Annotated in this window: 14 protein-coding genes and 1 riboswitch; of the genes, 4 read left to right on the top strand and 10 right to left on the bottom strand. The window is 64.3% G+C overall.

Annotated features, from left to right (window positions below; genetic code table 11):
- The first annotated feature begins 2 nt into the window (after nucleotides 1-2).
- Together AC1VWL_RS04265 and AC1VWL_RS04260 are read left to right on the top strand one after the other, a co-directional pair.
- On the top strand, nucleotides 3-3164 hold the full coding sequence (locus tag AC1VWL_RS04265; RefSeq protein WP_481534441.1) for an efflux RND transporter permease subunit: 3162 nt from the start codon (nucleotides 3-5) through the stop codon (nucleotides 3162-3164).
- Between the two features lie 212 nt (nucleotides 3165-3376).
- On the top strand, nucleotides 3377-6256 hold the full coding sequence (locus AC1VWL_RS04260; protein WP_482985880.1) for a ligand-binding sensor domain-containing protein: 2880 nt from the start codon (nucleotides 3377-3379) through the stop codon (nucleotides 6254-6256).
- A gap of 52 nt (nucleotides 6257-6308) precedes the next feature.
- On the opposite strand, the gene gdhA is transcribed toward AC1VWL_RS04260, so the two are convergent.
- The 9 genes from gdhA to ilvC all read right to left on the bottom strand — a co-directional run bounded on the left by gdhA (nucleotide 6309) and on the right by ilvC (nucleotide 16847).
- Entirely contained in the window at nucleotides 6309-7658 is a 1350-nt protein-coding gene (gdhA, locus tag AC1VWL_RS04255) for an NADP-specific glutamate dehydrogenase (protein ID WP_482985879.1), read from the bottom strand.
- Between the two features lie 115 nt (nucleotides 7659-7773).
- A complete protein-coding gene (gene leuB / locus AC1VWL_RS04250; RefSeq protein ID WP_482985878.1) occupies nucleotides 7774-8835 on the bottom strand; it encodes a 3-isopropylmalate dehydrogenase in 1062 nt (353 codons plus the stop codon).
- Nucleotides 8836-9074: 239 nt separating this feature from the next.
- Nucleotides 9075-9653, bottom strand: a complete 579-nt coding sequence (gene leuD, locus AC1VWL_RS04245) for a 3-isopropylmalate dehydratase small subunit (RefSeq protein ID WP_482985877.1) — start codon at nucleotides 9651-9653, stop codon at nucleotides 9075-9077.
- Entirely contained in the window at nucleotides 9653-11071 is a 1419-nt protein-coding gene (gene leuC / locus AC1VWL_RS04240) for a 3-isopropylmalate dehydratase large subunit (RefSeq protein WP_482985876.1), read from the bottom strand. The genes leuD and leuC overlap by 1 nt, the downstream gene beginning before the upstream one ends.
- 35 nt (nucleotides 11072-11106) lie before the next feature.
- Nucleotides 11107-12663: a 2-isopropylmalate synthase gene (locus AC1VWL_RS04235; protein ID WP_481534435.1), complete on the bottom strand. Its 1557-nt coding sequence runs from the start codon at nucleotides 12661-12663 to the stop codon at nucleotides 11107-11109.
- Nucleotides 12660-13712 (bottom strand): threonine dehydratase, encoded by a 1053-nt coding sequence (locus AC1VWL_RS04230; RefSeq protein WP_481534453.1) that lies wholly within the window; start codon nucleotides 13710-13712, stop codon nucleotides 12660-12662. The genes AC1VWL_RS04235 and AC1VWL_RS04230 overlap by 4 nt, the downstream gene beginning before the upstream one ends.
- A gap of 159 nt (nucleotides 13713-13871) precedes the next feature.
- The gene (locus AC1VWL_RS04225) at nucleotides 13872-14123 is read right to left on the bottom strand and encodes an ACT domain-containing protein (RefSeq protein WP_057632948.1); all 252 of its coding nucleotides are present in this window, start codon (nucleotides 14121-14123) and stop codon (nucleotides 13872-13874) included.
- Nucleotides 14107-15834 carry an acetolactate synthase 2 catalytic subunit gene (gene ilvG / locus AC1VWL_RS04220; RefSeq protein ID WP_482985875.1) on the bottom strand — a complete coding sequence of 576 codons (1728 nt, stop codon included), beginning with the start codon at nucleotides 15832-15834 and terminating at the stop codon, nucleotides 14107-14109. The genes AC1VWL_RS04225 and ilvG overlap by 17 nt, the downstream gene beginning before the upstream one ends.
- A gap of 38 nt (nucleotides 15835-15872) precedes the next feature.
- Nucleotides 15873-16847: a ketol-acid reductoisomerase gene (ilvC, locus tag AC1VWL_RS04215; protein ID WP_282267207.1), complete on the bottom strand. Its 975-nt coding sequence runs from the start codon at nucleotides 16845-16847 to the stop codon at nucleotides 15873-15875.
- Between the two features lie 733 nt (nucleotides 16848-17580).
- On the opposite strand from ilvC, the gene AC1VWL_RS04210 reads away from it, so the two are divergent.
- Complete coding sequence (locus AC1VWL_RS04210) at nucleotides 17581-18303, top strand: AfsR/SARP family transcriptional regulator (RefSeq protein WP_482985874.1); 723 nt, start codon at nucleotides 17581-17583, stop codon at nucleotides 18301-18303.
- A gap of 271 nt (nucleotides 18304-18574) precedes the next feature.
- Complete coding sequence (ggt, locus tag AC1VWL_RS04205; RefSeq protein ID WP_482985873.1) at nucleotides 18575-20278, top strand: gamma-glutamyltransferase; 1704 nt, start codon at nucleotides 18575-18577, stop codon at nucleotides 20276-20278.
- Between the two features lie 293 nt (nucleotides 20279-20571).
- Here ggt and AC1VWL_RS04200 read toward each other — a convergent pair whose 3' ends face one another.
- Entirely contained in the window at nucleotides 20572-22152 is a 1581-nt protein-coding gene (locus tag AC1VWL_RS04200; RefSeq protein WP_482985872.1) for a BCCT family transporter, read from the bottom strand.
- Nucleotides 22153-22430: 278 nt separating this feature from the next.
- Nucleotides 22431-22532, top strand: a riboswitch (TPP riboswitch).
- The last annotated feature ends 110 nt before the right edge of the window (nucleotides 22533-22642 follow it).

Genomic DNA, 22642 nt, shown 5'->3' with positions numbered 1-22642 from the left:
GCGTGAAACGCTTCAATCTCTCCGAATGGGCGCTCGGTAACCGCCCGCTGGTGTTGTTCATGATGATCGCCATGGCGATCATCGGTGCCTGGTCGTACAAGCACCTTGGCCAATCCGAAGATCCGCCGTTCACCTTCAAGGCGATGGTGGTGCAGACCATGTGGCCGGGCGCCACCGCCGAGCAGGTGTCCAAGCAGGTCACCGAGCCGATCGAAAAAGCGTTGATGAACACCGGCGAATTCGAATTCATCCAGGCCTATTCGCGCCCGGGGGAGTCGCAGGTGATCTTCATGGCGCGCGACTCGATGCCGTCCAAGGACGTGCCCGAACTGTTCTACCAGGTGCGCAAGAAGGTCGGCGACATCCATTCGCAGCTGCCAGCCGAAGTGATCGGGCCGTTTTTCAATGATGAGTTCGGTGACACCTTCGGCAATATCTATGCGCTGACAGGCAAGGGTTTCGACTATGCCTTGATGCGCGACTATGCCGATCGCATCCAGCTGCAGCTGCAGCGCGTGGATGACGTGGGCAAGGTCGACCTGCTCGGCCTGCAGGACGAGAAGGTATGGATCCAGCTGTCCAACACCAAGCTGGCCACGCTGGGCGTGTCGATGCAGCAGGTGCAGCAGGCGCTGGCGCAGCAGAACGCGATTGCCCCGGCCAGCTGGTTCGAGACGCCGACCGATCGCGTGCAGTTGCGCGTCAGCGGTCAGTTCACTTCCGTCGAAGACATCCGCAACTTCCCGATCCAGGCCGGTGATCGCAGCGTGCGGCTGGGCGATATCGCCGAGGTGAAGCGTGGCTTCGCCGATCCGGCCTCGGCCAAGATGCGCTTCATGGGTGAGGACGCCATCGGTATTGCCGTGGCGATGAAGAACGGCGGTGACATCCTCAAGCTGGGCAAGACCCTGGACAACGAGTTCGAGCAGCTGCAGAAGACGCTGCCGGCCGGCATGCAGCTGCGCAAGGTCTCCGACCAACCGCATGCGGTGAAGGAATCGGTGGGCGAGTTCGTCAAGGTGCTGACCGAGGCGGTGGTGATCGTGCTGCTGGTGAGCTTCTTCTCGCTGGGCTGGCGTACCGGCCTGGTGGTGGCGGTATCGATCCCGCTGGTGCTGGCGATGACGTTCTTCGTCATGCATCAGTTCGACATCGGCCTGCACAAGATTTCGCTGGGCGCGCTTGTGCTTGCGCTGGGTCTGCTGGTGGACGACGCGATCATCGCGGTGGAGATGATGGCCACCAAGATGGAGCAGGGCTACGACCGTCTGCGTGCGGCCAGCTTTGCCTGGACATCCACCGCTTTCCCGATGTTGACCGGCACCTTGATCACCGCGGCCGGCTTCCTGCCGATTGCCACCGCGGCTTCGAGCACCGGTGAATACACGCGTTCCCTGTTCCAGGTGGTGACGATCGCGCTGGTAGTGTCGTGGATCGCCGCGGTGCTGTTCATTCCCTATCTTGGCGACAAGATGCTGCCGGACCTGCACAACCCGCAGCCGCCCAAGCCGGGCAGTATTGCCGGGCGCTGGCATGCGCTGCGGCTGCGCTGGGCCGACCGCAATCCGGCCGTGGCCAACCTGATCAAGCCGAAGGAGCTGGCGCACGACCATGACCCGTACAAGAGCGCGTTCTACCAGCGCTTCCGGGTGTTCCTGGATGCCTGCCTGCGTCGTCGCTGGCTGGTGATCCTGGCCACGGCGGGCCTGTTCGTGTTCTCGCTGGTGATCTTCCGCTTCGTGCCGCAGCAGTTCTTCCCGGATTCAACCCGGCCCGAGCTGATGGTGGATATCGAACTGGCCGAAGGCGCGTCGCTGACTGCCACCCAGGCACAGGCGCAGAAGTTCGAAGCGCTCATCAAGGGGCACAAGGGCGTGGCCAACTTCGTCGGCTATGTCGGCAACGGCTCGCCGCGCTTCTACCTGCCGTTGGACCAGCAGTTGCCGGCCACCAACTTCGCCCAGTACGTGGTGCTGGCCGAGGACACCAAGGCACGCGAGGAGCTGCGTGATTGGTTGTTGACGGAGGTCGTGCCCAAGTTCGGTGATGTGCAGCTGCGTGTTACCCGGCTGGAGAACGGCCCGCCGGTTGGCTACCCGGTGCAGTTCCGTATTTCCGGCGAGCATATCGAGCGCGTGCAGGCGATTGCCGCGCAGGTTGCGGAAAAGGTGCGGCAGAACCCGCATACCACCAACGTCAACCTCAACTGGAGCGAACCGAGCAAGGTGGTGCGCCTGGTGGTGGACCAGGACCGTGCCCGCGTATTGGGCGTGAGCAGTGCGCAGATCGCGCAGTTCCTGACCAGCTCGCTGTCAGGCATGAGCGTGAGCACCTACCGCGAAGGCAATCGCCAGATCGGCATGTTGCTGCGTGGCCCGGATGATGAGCGTGCGCGTCTGGACATGCTGGGCAGCCTGGCCATCCCGACCGCCAGCGGCAAGTCGGTGTCGTTGTCGCAGGTGGCCAAGCTGGAATATGCCTTCGAAGACGGCATCATCTGGCACCGCGACCGCCTGCCAACCGTCACCGTGCGTGCCGACATCGGCGACAGCATGCTGCCGGTCGGCGTGGTCGAGCAGATCGTGCCGACCTTGAGTGACATCCGCGACGCCCTGCCCAGTGGCTATCTGCTGGAAACCGGCGGCACCGTCGAGGACTCCGCGCGCGGGCAGAACTCGATCAAGGCTGGCATGCCGCTGTTCCTGGTGGTGGTGGCGACCTTGCTGATGGTGCAGCTGCGCAGCTTCTCGCGGGCGGCGATGGTGTTCATCACCGCACCGCTGGGCATCATCGGCGCGACCTGGTTCCTGCTGCTGTTCCAGGCGCCGTTCGGCTTCGTGGCGATGCTGGGCACGATTGCACTGGCCGGCATGATCATGCGCAACTCGGTGATCCTGATCGACCAGATCCAGCAGGACATCGATGCCGGCCATGACCGCTGGCACGCCATCATCGATGCCACCGTGCGCCGCTTCCGGCCTATCGTGCTGACCGCGCTGGCGGCGGTGCTGGCGATGATCCCGCTGTCGCGCAGTGCCTTCTACGGCTCGATGGCGATCTCGATCATGGGCGGGTTGATCGTCGGCACGGTGCTGACCCTGGTGTTCCTGCCTGCGCTGTATGCGGCCTGGTTCCGGGTGCGCCCGGACGAGGCCAGTCACTGAGCGGCGCGCTGTGAGCCGTCGCCGCCAAGGCTGGCCGCGGGGCCGGCCGTAAGAAGCGGCGACGGATTTCACGGTTGAGGTGGTAAATTGGCGCGCCGACGGGGGAGTCGGCGTGACCTGCGGAGGCGGGTTTGTACAGACGCCAGAGGATTGCCGACGCCACAGCTGCATGCCTTGCAGGCCGGGACCGGCTGGCAGCTTGGCTATGCGCCATGCTCGTAACAGCCCTGCTATGGGCCCTGATCTTGCCGCCGGCGCAGGCCGCGCGGCATACCGTGGCAGGGTGGGGCATGGAGCAGGGGCTGCCGCATAACCTGGTGCAGTCGGTGGCACAGGGCACTGACGGCTTCATCTGGCTGGGCACCTGGGAAGGCGTGGTCCGCTTCAACGGCCGCAGCTTCACCGTATTTGATCGGCAGAACACCCCGGGCGTGGAGCTTTCCGGGGTGCTGAGCATCCTGCCCGAGGCCGACGGCGCCGTGCTGTTCGGGACCATTTCCGATGGTGTCTACAGCTACCACCGCGGGCGTTGGGAAGCATTGGGGGGGGGCGATGCCCGGCATCTATCGGTTACCGCATTGCTGCGGGATCCATCCGGCGACCTGTGGATCGCCGCCAAGGACAAGCTGCTGCGCTTGCTGCCCTCGGGACAGCTGCTCGATGCCGGTGCCACGCTTGGCCTGCCCGAGGTGTCGATCACCGCACTGCGCCTGATGGCGGACGGAACGGTGCTGGTTGCCACTGAAAAAGGTGTCTACCACCAGCAGCAGGGACGTCTGGCGCCGTGGAACGGTACGGCTGGTTGGGTGGTGCGTGATCTGGTCGATGATGGCGACAACGGCTGGGTGGTTGCAGCCGACGACGGTGTCCATTGGCTGCACGCTGATGGCCGACGGCAGCACCTGTTGCCTGGTGAGCGCGTGGATGCGGTGCGCCATGATGCCAGTGATGCGTTGTGGCTGAGCCTGTCCGCGGGCCGACTGGTGCGCTTGGCATCAGGCAAGACCGAGCGGATCGCGGTTCCCGGGCAGGTCAGTCCCGCCTTGCTGATCGACCGGGAAGGTCTGGTCTGGGCGGGCAGCACCGATGGCTTGTTCCGCATCGACGAAGGCGCGGCACGTGGGCTGACCATGGAGGATGGACTGAGCTCGGACTATCTGCGTGCGCTGATCCAGTCCGACAACGGTGATGTCTGGATCGGACATTCCGAAGGCCTGAACCGCATGCGCGGCGATCTGATCAGCACGGTGCGCCTGTTGCCGGGCACTGGCCGTGACGCGTCGGTGCTGGCCTTGGCTGCGCGTGGCCAGGGCGTGTGGGCTGGCACCTACAACAAGGGCGTGCTTGGCGTGGATGAGGCTGGTCGGGTTGTACAACAGATCAGCTTGCCGGGTACCGTACAGCCGCTGATCCGCAGTCTGTTGAGTGAAGCCGATGGCAGCCTCTGGATAGGCAGCTCGGAGGGGCTGTATCACCACCAGCGCGGGAAGCTGCATCACTACGGACTGGAAGAGGGGCTGCCGGGACTGGCGGTGCATGCGCTGTACCGCGACGCTGCCGGCGTGCTCTGGATAGGTACGGACGGTGGCATGGCGAGCCTGGACAAGGACGGCAAGCTGCAGGCGTGGTTGCCTGATGTGGGGTTCCCGGCGCGCTATGTCTTCGACTTCCTTGGCGACGACAATGGTGATCTGTGGATTGCCAGTGACCACGGACTGCTGCGCAAGCGTGGCTTGGACATTGCCGTCTTCGATCATCGCAACGGGTTGCCGCGCGACAAGGTTTTCCGGGTCATCGACGATGGCGCGGGCCATCTGTGGCTGTCCAGCAACCAGGGTGTGTTCCGGCTTGATCGCACGGACCTGATTGCCGTGGCTGCCGGCGCGCGTACGCATCTGGCGGTGCAGGTGCTGGACCATACCGATGGCATGCCCAGCAGCCAGGGCAATGGCGCTTCATCCCCTGCAGGCTGGTTCACGCGTGACGGTGAGTTGTTGTTTCCCACCGCCGGTGGCCTGGCGGTGATCGATCCGCAGCGTGTCGATGGCAATGCACGTTTCCGGAAGATTCCGGTGGCCATTGAAAGCGTGGTCATCGATGGTGATCCGCAGCCGGTGAGCAGCGCCTATTCCCTGCCAGCCGGCGTGGATCGCATTGCCGTGGCCTACGCCGGGCTCGGTTTCCGCGCGCCGGACAAGATGCGTTACCGCTATCGTCTGGAAGGCTTTGACAGTGATTGGCTGGATGCAGGCAGTCGCGTCGAAGCGATCTATACCAATCTGCCACCAGGGAAATATCGGCTGCGCATCCAGGCGATGTCGTTGCCGTTGGATTGGGAAAACACCAATCGCGGCGGCGAAGCAGTGCTGGAACTGGATATCGCCGCACCGCTATGGCAGCGGCCATGGGTACGCTGGCTGAGCGCTGCGGCCGTGCTGGGCCTGATCCTGTTGCTGGCAGGTTGGCGCGCAGCCAGCTACCGGCGCGGGCAACAGCGCCTGAGCAACGAGATCGCTGCACGCACCCAGGAATTGAGCGAGAAAAACCGCGCGCTGGAGCAGGCCGACTCGGAGCGCGTCAGCCTGTTGCAACGCCTGGAGCATCAGGCCATGCACGATCCGCTCACCGGCCTGCCCAATCGACGTGCCGGTGACGCCTACCTGCAGCGGGCGTTGCAGCGCGCCAGCACCGAGGGCACGCCCTTGAACGTGGCCTTGGTGGATGTGGATCACTTCAAGCAGATCAACGACCGCTACGGCCACGATGCCGGTGATCAGGTGCTGCGTGACATCGCCAGTCTGTTGCAGCTGCGGCTTGGCAAGGAGCAGTTCGTGGCCCGGCATGGCGGTGAGGAGTTCCTGGTGGTGATACATGGCATATCACTGCAGGAGGCGGTGGCGGCATTGCAGGAGCTGCGGATCCGCCTGGCGCGACTGCGCTTCGAGGACGTGGATGCCGACGTCAGTGTCACCGTCAGTATCGGTGTTGCGGCATTCGGCCCAGGCCAGGCGGACGGACGCACCCTGTTGGCGGCCGCTGACCGGCAGCTCTATCGCGCCAAGCGCGAAGGCCGTAACCGGGTATTATCATGACGACGGCGCCCGTGGGCGCCGTCGGTTTCCAGCCGTGCGAGGGCTGGATGATTCAGTACAGGCCCTGCGCCAACATGGCATCGGCGACCTTGACGAAGCCGGCGATGTTGGCGCCGTCCACGTAGTTGACGCTGCCATCGGCACGTACGCCGTGATGCACGCAGTTGGCGTGGATCTCCTTCATGATCACGTGCAGGCGCTCGTCGACATCGGCATGGCGCCACGACAGGCGCAATGCGTTCTGGCTCATTTCCAGACCCGAAGTGGCCACGCCACCGGCATTGCTGGCCTTGCCCGGCGCGTACAGCGTGCCGGCCTGCACGAATACATCCACTGCTTCCAGCGTTGACGGCATGTTTGCTCCTTCTGCCACGCACAGCACGCCGTTGTGGACCAGGGTGCGTGCGTCGGTTTCGTCCAGCTCGTTCTGGGTGGCGCAGGGCAGGGCGATATCGGCCGGGATATGCCAGGGACGGCGATCAGCAAGGAATTCAAAGCGTGCGTCGTCGCCCAGCTCGGACAGGCGGCCGCGACGCTCGTTCTTCAGCACCATCACTTCCTGGATGGCGGCGTCATCGAAGCCATCGCGTGCGTACAGGGTGCCGCCGGAATCGGAGAAGGTCAGCACCTTGGCGCCGAGCTCGCTGGCCTTGATTGCCGCGTACTGGGCGACGTTGCCGGAACCGGACACCAATACCTTGGCACCGTGGGTCTGGCGCTTGGCGTGATGCAGCATCTGCTCGACGAAGTAGACCGTACCGAAGCCGGTGGCCTCCGGTCGCATCAGGCTGCCGCCAAAAGCCAGGCCTTTGCCGGTGAAAACGCTGGAAGCATCGTTGCTGAGCTTCTTCATCATGCCGGCCATGAAGCCGACTTCGCGTGCGCCAACGCCGATATCACCGGCTGGCACATCGGTATCCGGGCCGAGGTGGCGGTACAGTTCCAGCATCAGCGCCTGGCAGAAGCGCATCACTTCGCCATCGCTCTTGCCCTTGGGGTCGAAGTCCGAGCCGCCCTTGCCACCGCCCATCGGCAGCGTGGTCAAGGCATTCTTGAAGGTCTGTTCAAAAGCCAGGAACTTGAGGATGGACAGGTTCACCGAGGGGTGGAAGCGCATGCCGCCCTTGAATGGACCAATCGCCGAACTGTGCTGCACGCGCCAGGCGCGATTGACGTGGGTTTGCCCCTTGTCATCGGCCCACGCTACACGGAACTGGATGACCCGTTCCGGCTCGACCAGACGTTCCAGCAACCCGTATTGCGTGTACTTCGGGTTCTGCTGCAGGAATGGCCACAGGCTGTGCGCCACTTCCTTTACCGCTTGCAGGAACTCGGATTGGTTGGGGTCGCGCTTGGCCACATAGGCCAGGAAGTCGTCGGGAGTGCGGTAGTTCAAGGTCATTCCTTTGTTGGTGCGGGACCTGAAACGACAGGTCCAATGAAGAAACGGCGTGGTATCCACCTGGCGGGAACAGCCCGCAAAAAAGAGACGCGGCCAAGGGCCGCGTCTGGTTACATCAGTTCAACTGCGCAAGCACGGCTAGCCCGGCTTGCTGGGTGTTGAGCGCCTGCCCTTGCGCGGCCAGATCGGCGGTGAAGTGGCCACCAACGAGTGCAGCGCTGACCGCCTGCTCGATGGCTGCAGCCTCGGCCTCCAGTCCCAGTGAATGGCGCAGCAGCATCGCCGCACTGAGGATGGTGGCATAGGGGTTGGCGATGCCCTTGCCGGCGATATCCGGCGCCGAACCGTGGATGGGCTCGTAGATGCCGACCTTGCCCTGTTCGCCCAACGAGGCTGATGGCAGCAGGCCCAGCGAGCCGGCCAGCATCGAGGCCTCGTCGGTGAGGATGTCGCCGAACATGTTCTCGGTGACGATCACATCGTAGACGCGCGGCTTGGCGATCAGGTGCATGGCCATGGAATCGACCAGCTGGTGTTCCAGTTCCACGTCCGGGAATTCCTCGCGGCCGATGCGTGCGGCGATGTCACGCCACAGGCGCGAGGTTTCCAGCACATTGGCCTTGTCCACCGAGGTGAGCTTGCCGCGACGCTGTTGGGCCAGGCGGAAGGCGCTGCGCAGCACGCGCTCGATCTCGACCACGGTGTAGCGGCACAGGTCGCTGGCGCTGTCGGCATCGCGGCTTTTGTCGCCGAAGTAGATGCCGCCGGTCAGCTCGCGCACCACCACGAAGTCCACGTCCTTGAGCAGTTCGGGCTTGATCGGCGAGGCGTTGAGCGCGGCCGGGTGGGTACGCACCGGGCGCAGGTTGGCGTACAGGCCCAGTGCCCTGCGGATCGCCAGCAGGCCTTGTTCCGGGCGGACCTTGGCATTCGGGTCGGACCACTTCGGGCCACCAACGGCGCCGAGCAGCACCGCGTCAGCCTTGCTGCAGGCCTCCAGCGTGGCTGCCGGCAGCGGCTCGCCGTGCCTGTCGATGGCGATGCCGCCGATGTCATGTTCGCTGAAGCTGAAGCTGTGGCCGAACCGGCTTGCGATGGCCTTGAGCACGTCGACGGCAACGGCGGTGATTTCTGGACCGATGCCGTCACCCGGCAGTACGACGATGTTGGCTTGCATGTAAGGGTTCCGGTTGCTGTTTGTTTTGTTTGAAGCCCCTCTCCCTGCGGGAGAGGGGTTGGGGTGAGGGTAGGGAGCACCATGCGCGATTTGGCTGCGCGAGGCTTCGCCCTTACCCTCATCCGCCCCTACGGGGCACCTGCATTCGGCACATCCATGTGCCTCACCTTACGGGCGGCTGCGCCGTGCAGTCCGGCAATCCTGCCGGACTGTCTCCCGGAGGGAGAAGGGGAGGTCGGTCACGCCGCTTTTGCAGCCTCATACCGCTCGATCTCATCCACCCGGCCCAGCAGCCAGCCCAGCTGATCCACACCTTCCAGCAGGCAGGTCTGCGAGAAACCATCCAGCGGGAAGCGGTATGCCTTGCCGCTGGAAGTACGCAGCTCACGTGCTGCCACATCCACGGTCAGCTCGTCATCCGGGTGCTGCATCAGTTCCTGCACGTCGGCTTCATCCAGCACGATCGGCAGCAGGCCGTTCTTCAGCGAGTTGTTGCGGAAGATGTCGGCGATCTCGCTGCTGACGATTGCCTGCAGGCCCAGATCGGTCAGCGCCCACGGCGCATGTTCGCGCGAGGAACCACAGCCGAAATTGCGTCCGGCCAACAGGATGGCGCGGCCCTGGTTATGTGGCTGGTTGAAGGCGAATTCGGCATTCGGCGAACCATCAGCCTGCCAGCGCCAGTCATTGAACGCGTTCTTGCCCAGACCAGCGCGCTCGGTGGTGGACAGGAAACGCGCCGGGATGATCTGGTCGGTGTCGATATTGGTCTGGCGCAGCACAACGCTGCGCGAGGTGATCGTGGTCAATGCGGCCATCACGCCACCTCCTTGGCAAACAGATCGCGGGTATCGGCGACGCGGCCATTCACCGCTGCCCATGCCGCGCTCATCGGCGAAGCCAGCAAGGTGCGTGAGCCCGGGCCTTGGCGGCCTTCGAAATTGCGGTTGCTGGTGCTGACCGCCAACTGGCCCGGTGCAACCAGGTCGCCGTTCATGGCGATGCACATCGAGCAGCCCGGCTCGCGCCACTCGGCACCGGCGGCACGCACGATCTCGTGGATGCCTTCGGCCTCGGCATCGCGCTTGACGATCTCCGAGCCCGGCACCACCAGCATGCGTACGCCATCGGCGACGTGGCGGCCGCGCAGCACCTGTGCCACTTCGCGCATGTCGCTCAAGCGGCCATTGGTGCAGGAACCGACAAACACTACATCCACCGGCGTGCCGATCAAGCTGTGGCCGGCTTCGAACTTCATGTAGTCCAGGCCCTTCTGCGCAGCGGCATCGTTGGCGGCCGGGATCGGCGCATCAACCGCAATCGCGGTGCCCGGGTGCGTGCCCCAGGTCAGGGTCGGACGGATATCGGCGGCGTCGATCTGCACTTCCACATCGAAGCGCGCGGCTTCGTCGCTGTTCAACGAGGACCAGTACGCCACGGCGGTGTCGAAGTCGGCGCCCTTGGGGCCGCGCGGGGTGTTGGCGACCCAGTCGAAGGTGACCTGGTCCGGCGCCACCATACCTGCGCGGGCACCGGCTTCGATCGACATGTTGCACAGGGTCATGCGCTGTTCCATGTCCATCGCGCGGATCGCCGAGCCACGGAATTCCAGTACATGGCCGGTGCCACCGTTGACGCCGATCACGCCGATGATGTGCAGCACCACGTCCTTGGCACCCACGCCCGGCGCCAGTTCGCCATCAACGGTGATTGCCATGGTCCTGGCCTTGCGCTGCAGCAGGCACTGCGTGGCCAGCACGTGGCCGACTTCGCTGGTGCCGATGCCGAAGGCCAGCGAACCGAACGCGCCATGCGTGGAGGTGTGGCTGTCACCGCAGACGATGGTCATGCCTGGCTGGGTGAAACCCTGCTCCGGGGCGATGACGTGGACGATACCGCGGTTGGCCGAGGACAGGTCGAACAGCTCGATGCCGTACTCGGCGCAATTCTTCGCCAGCGTTTCGACCTGCGCTTCGGAGGCCTTGCTTGCGTACGGCAGCTTGCCGTCCGGGCCGGCCGGCAGGGTCGGCGTGGAGTGATCCATCGTCGCCTTGGTGCGATCGGTGCGGCGCGGCTTCAGGCCGCGCTCGCGCAGTTCGGTGAAGGCCTGCGGCGAGGTGACTTCATGGATCAGGTGCAGGTCGATATACAGCACGGCCGGCGCGTTGTCGGATTCGGGGACGACAACGTGGGCATCCCACAGCTTGTCGTACAGGGTTTTGGGTGCGGAGCTCATTGGTTCGTTCCGGTGCCTATGTTCTGCTGTCGCGCTCAGGCGCTGACGGCTTCCTCGGTGGTGCTGCTTTCACGCTGGCGCAGCAGGCGGTTGGTGACATCCAGCCAGGCAAGCGCGCTGGCTTCGATGATGTCACGGCTGGTGCCGGTGCCTTCGAGGATCTCGCCTTCGTGACGCACGCTCAGGTTGGCTTCGCCGCGCGCATCGGCGCCGATGCCGACGCTGTGCACGTGGTAGCTGTCCAGGGTCAGCTGCACGCCGGTGGCGGCCGACAATGCCGAGAACAAGGCATCGACCGGGCCGTCGCCCTGCGCGGTTTCAGCCACGCGGTTGCCTTCCGGATCGGACAGCTCGACCAACGCATTGGCACGGCTGCCGACGTCGCTGATGGTCATCGAAGCCAGGCGGTAGCCGTCGCTGCTGGAGGTACCCTGCATCAGGGTCTGCAGGTCGGCATCGGTGACCACGCGCTGCTGTTCGCACAGTGCCTTGAACTGCTCGAAGATCAGCTTCAGTTCCTCTTCTTCCAGCCAGTAGCCCAGCGCACGCAGGCGTGCCTCGACCGCGGCGCGGCCGCTGTGGCGGCCCAGCACCATCTGCGAGGATTCCCAGCCCACGTCTTCAGGACGCATGATTTCGTAGGTATTGCGATTGCGCAGCATGCCGTGCTGGTGGATGCCGGATTCGTGCGCGAAGGCATTGGCACCGACGATGGCCTTGTTGCGCTGCACCGGCATGCCGACCAGACGCTGCAGCAGCTGCGAGGTGGGTACGATGCGGCGGGTGTCGAAACCGGTGTCGAAGTTGTTGTAGAAGGCGTTGCGGACCTTCAGCACCATCGCGATTTCTTCCAGCGCGCAGTTGCCGGCGCGCTCGCCGATGCCGTTGATCGAACCTTCCACCTGGCGTGCACCGCCTTCGATGGCGGCCAGCGAGTTGGCCACGGCCAGGCCCAGGTCGTTGTGGCAATGGGTACTGAATACCACCTTGTCAGCGCCGGCCGCATTGGCGATCACATGCTGGAACATCGCGCGGATTTCCTCCGGCGTGGTGAAACCAACCGTGTCGGGCAGGTTGATGGTGCGCGCACCGGCGGCGATCGCGACCTGGGTGACTTCAGTCAGGAAGTCCAGTTCGGTGCGGGTGGCGTCCTCGGCGGAGAACTCGACGTCATCCAGGTAGCCGCGCGCCATGCTCACATGCTTGTGCACCGACTCCAGCACCTGTTCCTTGCTGATGCGCAGCTTGTGCTCGCGGTGCAGCGGACTGGTGGACAGGAACAGGTGCAGGCGCGGGCGCGCTGCGGCTTCCAGAGCCTTGATGGAGGTTTCGATATCGCCGGCCAGGCAGCGCGACAGCACTGCCAGGACCGGCTGTCGTACCTCGCGGCCGATCAGTGCCATGGCTTCGCGGTCGGACTGCGAACTTGCGGGGAAGCCGGTTTCGATCACGTCCACGCCCAGTTCCGCCAGCGCCCTTGCCATCACCAGCTTCTGCGGTGGCGTCATGCTGCAGCCGGGTGATTGCTCACCGTCGCGCAGGGTCGTGTCGAAGATGGTAATTCGCGGGGTATTGTTGGTTGGAGTATTCACCAGAGGGTCTCCTCGACTGCGGCGGTAACGGAAATTTGGGGGGATTCGGATCTGGAACTGCGCTGTGTCGATGCAACGACACGGCTTCTAAGTCGTTCGGCGTTACGCCGTCGAGGTTTGCGCGGCGGGCTGGGGCGAACTTCAGACAACAAGGTCGACAATACCGTGGCATCGATGTTGCCGCCGGATACCACCGCACACTTACGCTTGCCGGAGACGCGGCGGCCCGCGGCCAGCGCCAGTGCGCCAGCACCTTCGGCGATGACGTGTTCTTCCAACGCCAGCCGCACCAGGGTTTCGCGCAGCTCGGCTTCACGGACGATGACCACATCGTCGAGCAGGCTGGCGCACAGGCGGCGGGTGAGGAAGCCCGGGATCTTGACCTTGACGCCATCGGCCAGGGTCGGCACCGGATCAACTTCGCGCACATCGCCCTTGATCGCGCGTGCCATCGAGTCCACGCCTTCGACCTGCGCACCGATGATGCGCACGCCCTGCGACTTCAATGCCAGCGCGACGCCCGAGGCCAGGCCGCCGCCGCCGATCGGCACGATCACCACGTCCGGTGCATGCGGCGCCAGCTCGATGCCCAGCGTGCCCTGGCCGGCGATCACGTCCGGGTCGTCGAAGGCGGACAGGAAGCGGTAGCCGTTCTGTTCGGCCAGTTCGCGGGCAAACGCATAGGCATCGTCGTAGCTGTTGCCGTGCTGGCGCACGGTGGCGCCCCAATGCTGGACGCCGGCAATCTTGGTGGCCGGTGCGCCATGTGGCATCACCGTGATGGCCTGCACGCCCAGCCGATGCGAAGCCCAGGCCACGCCTTGGGCGTGGTTGCCGGCCGAGGCGCAGATCACCGGGCGCTCATCACCGCGTTCCAGCGCCGCCAGCATCGCGTTCAGTGCACCACGCACCTTGTAGGAACCGGTGCGCTGCAGGTTCTCCAGCTTCAACCAGGTGCCGAAACGCTCGGCATAGTGCAGCGGGGTAGGCGGCAGAAAACGGCGCAGGCGTGCCTGCGCGGCCAAGACATCGGCAACGCTGACGTTCAATGCGTCAGCGGGTGTTGCAACTGCGTTGGCGCGGCCACGGTCAGGCATGTACGTGGCCGTCACCGGATACAAGCGAACTAGCTGTCGGCTGTTCGCGTTGAAGAAGACGCCTCCGTTGCTTGTGGCGGCGTACTACCGGTACGCCACTTACGTCGCTGCTCATACGCTGGCACCTGCTACCGGTACCAGCCGCACGGATTCGCAGTCGTAGACCTTCTGCAGCTGGTGGCACAGGGTTTCCGGCGGGCGCGTGCCATGGATGTCCATCTGCACGTGCCAGCGGCCGGCATCGTCGGCATTGCGGTTGCCGGCGATGTTGCTGGGGGCGAAGCCGCGCCGTTCGACCATGCCGATCACGCGCACCAGCGCGCCTTCGGCAGGTTTCAGCACCAGGTCAAGCCGGTATTGCATTGGAACTCTCCTGCGCTGCCTTGGCATGGGCTGGGTTGCTGTCCAGCATGGTGCTGTTGGCGTTGTTGGGTGGCACCAGCGGCCACACGTTGGCGCGTGCATCGATGGACACGTGCAGCAGCGCCGGGCCGGGCGTATCCAGCATGGCGGCCAGCGCGTCCTCGACCTGCGCACGCTGGGTGATGCGAGTGGCGGGGATACCGAATACCTGCACCAGCGCGGCGAAGTCCGGGTTGTCGGACAGGTCAATCTCGCTGTAACGCTCGGCGAAAAACAGCTCCTGCCACTGGCGGACCATGCCCAGCGATGAGTTGTCCAGCAGCACGATCTTCACCGGCAGGCGACAGCGGGCGATGGTGGCCAGCTCCTGCACGTTCATCATGAAGCTGCCATCACCGGAGACCAGCACCACGGTGCGATCGGGGCAGGCGAACTGCGCGCCCATCGCCGCCGGCAGGCCGAAGCCCATCGTGCCCAGCGCGCCCGACGTCAGGTGGTTGCGCGGGTGGTTGAAGCGGCAATGCTGCGCCACCCACATCTGGTGCTGGCCGACATCGCAGGCGATAACGGTATCCGGCGGTGCCACTTCGCTCAGCCGCTTCAACAACGCCGGTGCGTAGATATCGTGGCCGGGCGCGTCATAGCGGGCAGCGAACTTTTCACGGTTGGCGGCACAACGTGCGCGCCAGCTGTTGCAGCTGCTGCGGATGCTGGTCAGCGCCTGCAGCCCAGTCTTGACGTTGCCGGGGATGGCAATGTCGACCGCGCGCAGCTTGGAGATCTCGTAGGCGTCGGCATCCAGATGGATGACGCGGGCGAACGGGGCGAACTCGGCCAGCTTGCCGGTGGCGCGGTCATCGAAGCGGGCACCGACCACGATCAGCAGGTCCGACTCCTGCACCGCCATGTTGGCAGCGCGGGTGCCGTGCATGCCCAGCATGCCCAGGTACTGCGGATGATTGGCCGGCAAGGCGCCCAGGCCGCGCAGGGTCAGCACGGTCGGGATGCCCGAGCTTTCGACGAAGTGACGGAACTCGCCAACCGCATCGGCCAGGCCGATGCCGCCGCCGCCGTAGATCACGGGCTTTTCGGCAGCGGCAATCATCTCGACCGCAGCAGCCAGACGCTCGGCCGACGGTGCCGGCACCGGATCGATCGAGGCCGGCACGTGATCGGGCAGGTGCGAGGCGTCGCCCAGCTGCACGTCCTTGGGCAGGTCGATCAGCACCGGACCGGGCCGCCCTTCGCGGGCGACACGGAAGGCTTCGGCAACCACCTGCGGCAGCTCATCAACGCTGCGCACCAGCCAGCTGTGCTTGACGATCGGCATGGTCATGCCGAACACATCCAGTTCCTGGAACGCATCGGTACCCAGCAGCGGGGTAGCGACCTGGCCGGTCAGGCACACCATCGGTACCGAGTCGAGCATGGCATCGGCAATGCCGGTGACCAGGTTGGACGCACCCGGGCCGGAGGTGGCCACGCATACGCCTACCTTGCCGCTTGCGCGGGCATAACCATTGGCGGCAAGCGCCGCGCCCTGCTCGTGTCGTACCAGGATGTGCTTGAGGCTGGAGTCCACCAATGCGTCGTAGAACGGCATGATGGTGCCGCCCGGGTAGCCGAACAGCGTTTGCACGCCTTCGGCTTCCAGGGCCTGCGTCAGCCAGCGTGCGCCGTTACGGGGCGCACCGGGGGTGGAAGTGTTCATGCAGCGACCTTTGCCAGTTGCGGGTGGGGGACCGCGGATTACGCAGTCTGTGCTTGCAGCCAAACCATCTTGGCGCGGAGCTCTTTGCCCACCTTCTCGATCGGGTGTTCCATGTCTGCCTGCTGGAACTTCTTGTAGTTCGGCAGGCCTGCTTCGTACTCGGCTTCCCAGTTCCTGGTGAAGGTGCCGTTCTGGATGTCGGTCAGCACGTCCTTCATGCGGGCCTTCACCGAGGCATCGATAACGCGCGGGCCGCTGACGAAATCGCCGTACTGCGCGGTCTCGGAGATGAACTCCAGCATGCGGGTGATGCCGCCTTCGTAGAACAGGTCGACGATCAGCTTCAGTTCGTGCAGCACTTCGTAGTAGGCGATTTCCGGCTGGTAACCGGCTTCCACCAGGGTTTCAAAGCCGGCCTGCACCAGCGAGGAAGCGCCACCGCACAGTACGGCCTGCTCACCGAACAGATCGGTTTCGGTCTCTTCCTTGAAGGTGGTCTTGATGATGTTGGCGCGGGCGCCGCCCAGGCCAGCCGCATAGGCCAGCGCGAACTGCTCGGCCTTGCCGCTCTTGTCCTGGTAGACCGCGTAGATGCACGGCACGCCGCGGCCGATTTCATACTCGCGACGCACCAGTGCGCCCGGGCCCTTCGGCGCGACCAGCACCACGTCCAGATCGGCGCGCGGCTCGATCATGCCGAAATGCACGTTCAGTCCGTGCGCGAACAGCAGGCAGGCGCCCTGCTTCATGTTCGGCGCCAGTACCTCGTTGTACAGCTTCTTCTGCACCATGTCCGGGGTCAGCACGGCGACCAGGTCGGCGTCCTTGACCGCTTCGGCCGGGCTCTTGACGGTGAAGCCGTCGGCCTGCGCCTTGACCTCGGTGGGGCCGCCGGCGCGCAGGCCGACAACCACGTCGAAGCCGGATTCACGCAGGTTCATGGCATGGGCGCGGCCCTGGCTGCCGTAACCGACGACGGCGATTTTGATCTGGGGCAGTTCGTTGGTGCTCATGGTGCTTGGTTTCCTTGCAATGAAGAGAGTCAGGCAGAAATAAAAACGGCCGTTGCGTCAGGACGCAGCGGCCGGGGCGGGCGGGGGAGGCACCATGCAGGTCGCAGCGCTGCGGCTGGCGGCGTTGGTGGTGTGTTTCCTGGAGGTGTCAGTGGTTGGGTACATGGTTTCAGATGAAATAGAAGCTGGAAACGAAAAACCCCGCACCGGGGTCGGCGCGGGGTCTTTAGTCGAATCTGGCTGTCTTTACGTTACGCGCCAGTCTGCCCCGCACCTGTTGGCTCGGTAATAAGTACGAGTACGAGAATCGACGCCGCGGCGTGGGCCGGGGTCGAAGTCAGGTCAGTGGTGGCGTTGTGGCGTTGCAGCATGGGTCGAGATAACCATCGCGTCGTCGTCATGTCAACGCTTGCAGGTGTGATTTCCCGGATCTGGCGCGGAAGCCCCGTCGCAGCAGCATGGTTGCGATTGAAACCTGCGTGATCAAGCGCATGCGCGAGCTGGTTTGCGCGGATTCGGGTCAGTTCAACACGTTGATCGGGCCGGGAGAGAAAGTTTCGCCTGCCGTGATTGGATTGCGCTGCTTTTGCCGGTTTAGCAAGTAACAGGCCCTTTCTGGGCCAGCCGGAGGACGATCGCCATGACGCAGTTACCAGGACAGGACATCACGTGTGCGGGTGCACACCGGTGTGACGTACCCGGCGAGGGGCGGCCCCCCGGTCTGCTGCAACTGATGGGCCAGGGAGGTGTTCTGCCGGCGCCGCTGATCTACCGGAAGGGCTGGGCCCTGCTCGGCTACCTGTCGGTCGAGTCCAATCGCATGCATTCGCGGGCGGCGCTGGCGGCCCTGTTGTGGCCCAGCCTGGGGGAGACCAGTGCCTTGACCAACCTGCGCCAGGTGTTGAGCAACCTCAATCGCTTCTGCAATCTGGTGATGGAGGAGGGCATTCTGCGCATCGAGCGCTCGGCGGTTGGCCTGATGCGCGGCGCTGAGCCCATGTTCGATATCGATCTGCTGGAGCAGGCGCCGTGCGAATCGGTTCATCTGATGGCCGAGCAGCGGGTGTTCCTGGATGGAATGGAAGACATTGCCGATTCCAACTTCCAGACTTGGCTGGCGAGTACCCGCCAATCGCTGGACGCACAGCTGATAGACGCGGCGGCACGCTGCTGCGATGAAATGCTGGAAGCATCGCGTTGGGAGTCTGCGATGCAGCTGGCCAATGCCTTGTGTAAGCGCGATCCATGGAATGAAGCGCATACCCGGCGGGTGATGCGCGCCCACGCCGGCACCGGCATGCGGGGCGCGGCGCTGAAGGTCTACCAGCGATTCGAATCGGTATTGCGGCAGGAGTTGGGCCTGGATCCAGACCAGGAGACGCGAGGCCTGCTGGAGCAGATCAGTAACGGACACGAGGCAGCCAGCCTGATCGGAATGGCGTCTGCACGGATGTAGGGCTGGGTTGCCCGCGGGGGTCTGTGACCTGACGGTCTTGCTGTGGGAGCGGCGTCAGCCGCGAAGCAGAGTTTCGCTCAAACCTCCATCTGAAGGTGTCCTTGTTTCGCGGCTGACGCCGCACCCACAAAGACAGTCCGATGCCTGTGGTGCAGCTTGGCTGGTTTGAGCGCTGGCGTGACGGGCAGTTCAGTACGAGGCACATGCACAAGACGTGCGTCAGCGCGGTGGCTGGGCTATCGTCCCGCCATTCCCTTGCCGGTTGTCTGCCATGCTGCGTAGCGCCTTGTTGCTTGCCCTGTCTACTGTGCCGGTAACGGCGTTTGCCGCAGACCGCATCACCGGTCACGAATTTGCCACCCGCTCGGAAGTCATCGCGCCGCATGCAATGGCGGCCACCTCGCAGCCGCTGGCCACCCAGATCGCGCTGGACGTGATGAAGGGCGGCGGCTCGGCGATGGATGCGGCCATCGCTGCCAATGCTGCGCTGGGATTGATGGAGCCGACCGGCAATGGCATTGGCGGTGACCTGTTCGCGATCGTCTGGGACCCGAAGACGCAGAAGCTCCATGGCTACAACGGCTCGGGTCGTTCACCGCGTTCGTTGACGCTGGCGGAGTTGCAGCGGCGTGGTTTGAAGGAGATTCCCGCGACCGGACCGCTGCCGGTGTCGGTGCCGGGCGCGGTGGATGGCTGGTTCGCATTGCATGAACGCTTCGGGCGCAAGCCCATGGCTGAAAACCTGGCGCCGGCCATCGCCTACGCCCGCAATGGGCATCCGGTTTCCGAGGTCATTGCGTATTACTGGGACCGCTCGGTGCCCAAGCTGTCGCAGTATCCGGGTTTCAAGGAGCAGTTCACCATTGATGGACACGCGCCGCGCAAGGGTCAGATGTGGCGCAATCCAAACCTTGCAAACACCTTGCAGCAGATTGCCGATGGGGGCCGTGATGCGTTCTACAAAGGCGACATCGCGCGCGGCATTGGCGACTACTTCAAGACCAATGGCGGTTATCTGAGCTACGAGGACATGGCCGCGCATCACGGCGAGTGGGTCGAGCCGGTCAGCAGCAACTACCGTGGTTATGACGTGTGGGAACTGCCACCGAACAGCCAGGGCATCGCTGCGCTGCAGATCCTCAACGTGCTGGAAGGCTACGATTTCTCGAAGATTCCATTCGGCTCGGCCGAGCACATCCATCTGTTCGTTGAAGCCAAGAAACTGGCCTTCGCCGATCGCGCCCGTTTCTACGCGGACCCTGCGTTCTCGCCGGCACCGGTGCAACGGCTTGTTTCCAAGGACTACGCTGCACAGCGCCGCAGCCTGATCTCGATGGACAAGGCCTTGAAGGAAGTTCAGCCAGGAACGCCCAGGCAGCTGGAGGAGGGCGACACCATCTACATGACCGTGGCCGATGCTGACGGCATGATGGTGTCGCTGATCCAGTCCAACTATCGCGGCATGGGCAGCGGCATGGCGCCGCCGGGGCTGGGCTTCATCTTGCAGGACCGCGGCGAGATGTTCGTGTTGCAGAAGGATCATCCCAACGGTTATGCGCCGGGCAAGCGCCCGTTCCAGACCATCATTCCGGCCTTCATCACCAAGGACGGCAAGCCGTTCGCCAGCTTCGGGGTGATGGGCGGTGCGATGCAGCCGCAGGGGCATGCACAGATCGTGATGAACCTCGTCGACTTCGGCATGAACCTGCAGGAGGCCGGCGATGCACCACGCATCCAGCACGAGGGCTCCACCGAGCCCACCGGACAGGCCACGGCGATGCGTGATGGTGGCGAGGTCAATCTGGAAACCGGCTTTGCATATAAGACGGTGCGCAGCCTGATGCGCAAGGGCCACCGTGTGGTGTTCGCCGACGGTCCTTATGGCGGCTATCAGGCGATCATGCGTGACCCGGAAAGCGGCGTTTACTACGGTGCTTCGGAGAGTCGAAAGGATGGGCAGGCGGCGGGGTACTGATCGTCGCTTCTTGTGGTTGTGGCAGGGCAAAAGCAAAAGCCATAGCCAAAGCCAAAGCCCCCCTCCCCAACCCTCCCCTTCGCTGCGCGAAAGGGAGGGGGTAGAAGCGGCTACGTCGCCATCTTGTAGATCGCCAGGAACGGCCCCCTCCCTTTCGCGCAGCGAAGGGGAGGGTTGGGGAGGGGGAGCTCTTCGCTGCCGTCCTTACCACCCAATTGTCCAGCCACATCGCGCAGCTGGATGCGAAGCCAGCCAGATGCGCCGCGGCAATTCACAGCTCCCGCAGCTCCCGCCTACTTGTCCAGACCTGGCGAACGCTCAGTGACTGCACGTGCTTCTTCCTGTGCTGCCTGCTCGCGCTCGATCCATGCCTCCATCATGTGCCGTGCGCGCTGCGCGAGCCGGCGCTGGCGGTTGTGCTCGGCGTCCAGCACGCGGTACAGCGATACCATCACCAACACCATCAACAGCGCGAATGGCAAAGCTGCAATGGTGATCATGCCCTGCAGTGCATCCAACCCACCTGCGAGCAGCAGAACCGCTGCGATCAGTGCAATGGCAATGCCCCACACCAGCTTGCGTGACAGTGGCGGATCACCGGCTTCATCGGTGGACATGCTGGCCAGCACCAGCACCGCCGAATCGGCCGAGGTGACGAAGAAGATAACGAGCAGGACCAAGGCCAGGCCCGCGAGCAGCAAGGATGCTGGCATGCTGTCGAACAGCGTGAACAATACCGTCTCATAGCCATTGCCCAACGCCTGGACCAGATCGGCGTGGCCAGACAGCTGCGCCCACAGCGCAGTGCCACCGAACACGGAGAACCACAGGAAGCCGAGCAGGGTTGGCGCCAGCACCACCCCGACCACGAACTCGCGCACGCTGCGGCCACGTGATACCCGCGCAATGAAGGAACCCACGAACGGCGCCCAGGCAATCCACCAGGCCCAGTAGAAGATGGTCCAATCCGCGACCCAGGTGCTGCCCGAGAAGGGCGACATGCGCAGGCTCATTGTCACCAGCTGGTTCAGGTAGGCGCCCAGCGTGGTGGTGAAGGTGTCGAAGATGAAGCCAGTAGGGCCGAGCACCAGCACTGCGGCAAGCAGCAATGCCGCCAGCGCCAGATTGAAGTTGGACAACCACTTGATGCCACGGTCCACGCCGCTGGTGGTGGAGAGCATGTAAAGCACGAAGGCGATGGCGATGACGGTCATCTGCAGTGGCACGCCTGCGGTGACACCGAACACACGTTGCATGCCGGCGGCGATCTGGATGGTGCCGAATCCCAACGTGGTGGCGACACCAATTGCGGTGGCGACCACCGCTGCGATATTCACCAGCTTGCCAACCCAGCCACGATGATGGCGGCCGATGACCGGTTGCAGCATGTCGCTGATCAGGCCGCGACCATTGCGGTTGTACTGGAACCAGGCCATTGCCAGCCCGATCAACGCATAGATCGCCCACGGGTGCAGGCCCCAGTGGAAGAACGAGTAACGCATCGCGGCGCGGGCGGCATCCATGCCTTGCGGCGGCAGGCCTTCCGGCGGGGTGACGAAATGCGATATCGGCTCGGCCGCGCCCCAGAACACCAGGCCGATGCCCATGCCGGCGGCGAACAGCATCGACAGCCAGCTGGCGCGGGAGAAGTCCGGCTCGGCATCTTCACCGCCGATGCGCAGGCTGCCGAAGCGGCCGAACGCCAGGTACAGCAGGAAAGACAGTGTCAGGAACACGATCAGCAGGTACATCCAACCAGCGCCACGCACAACCTGGGCCAGCGCGGCCTGCACCACGTCGTTGAAGGGACCGGGCGCGAGGCCGGCAATCAGCACCAGTAGCGCGACCAGTGCAATGGAAATACGAAACACCATGAAGGAGCTTCTCCGATCAAATGAGCGATTGAGGGGAGCGAGCCTGAGCTTGCAGGACAACCGGCTGGCACCATGGCGCCGGGCCGGGAAAGGAGGGGCGGCAAGCGCCGCAAGGCAGTCATTCGAAACGAGCCTGCGCGCGATGTTACTGAATGGCGCGTCACGATTACGTTAGTGGCCTGTGACGCTGTGCAAGGAGACGCCTGCGGTCAGCAGCTGCAGCCCGTTGACCGGTGTTCCTGTCGGCTTGGCTTTCCCATCGATTGCAGGTCTAATGACGCCCGAAGCGGGGGTACCGTGACCATTGGGTCGCGGTTGAGACATACCCTTCGAACCTGATCCGGCTCATACCGGCGTAGGGAAGCTTCGTGTGCCGCCAGTCGATGTGCCCGCTATGGGCCGGGGCCGGGTGGCGTGCGCCTTCGCTTCGTTCCGTCATGCGAATCCCTCGCGTGGCCTTCGCACCCCGCGTGTGGATAGACAGGACGAA

It is taken from the genome of Stenotrophomonas sp. STEN063 (assembly GCF_056854515.1).
Note: the sequence above shows the minus strand (reverse complement) of the source record. Positions and strands in the feature narration are given on the sequence as shown.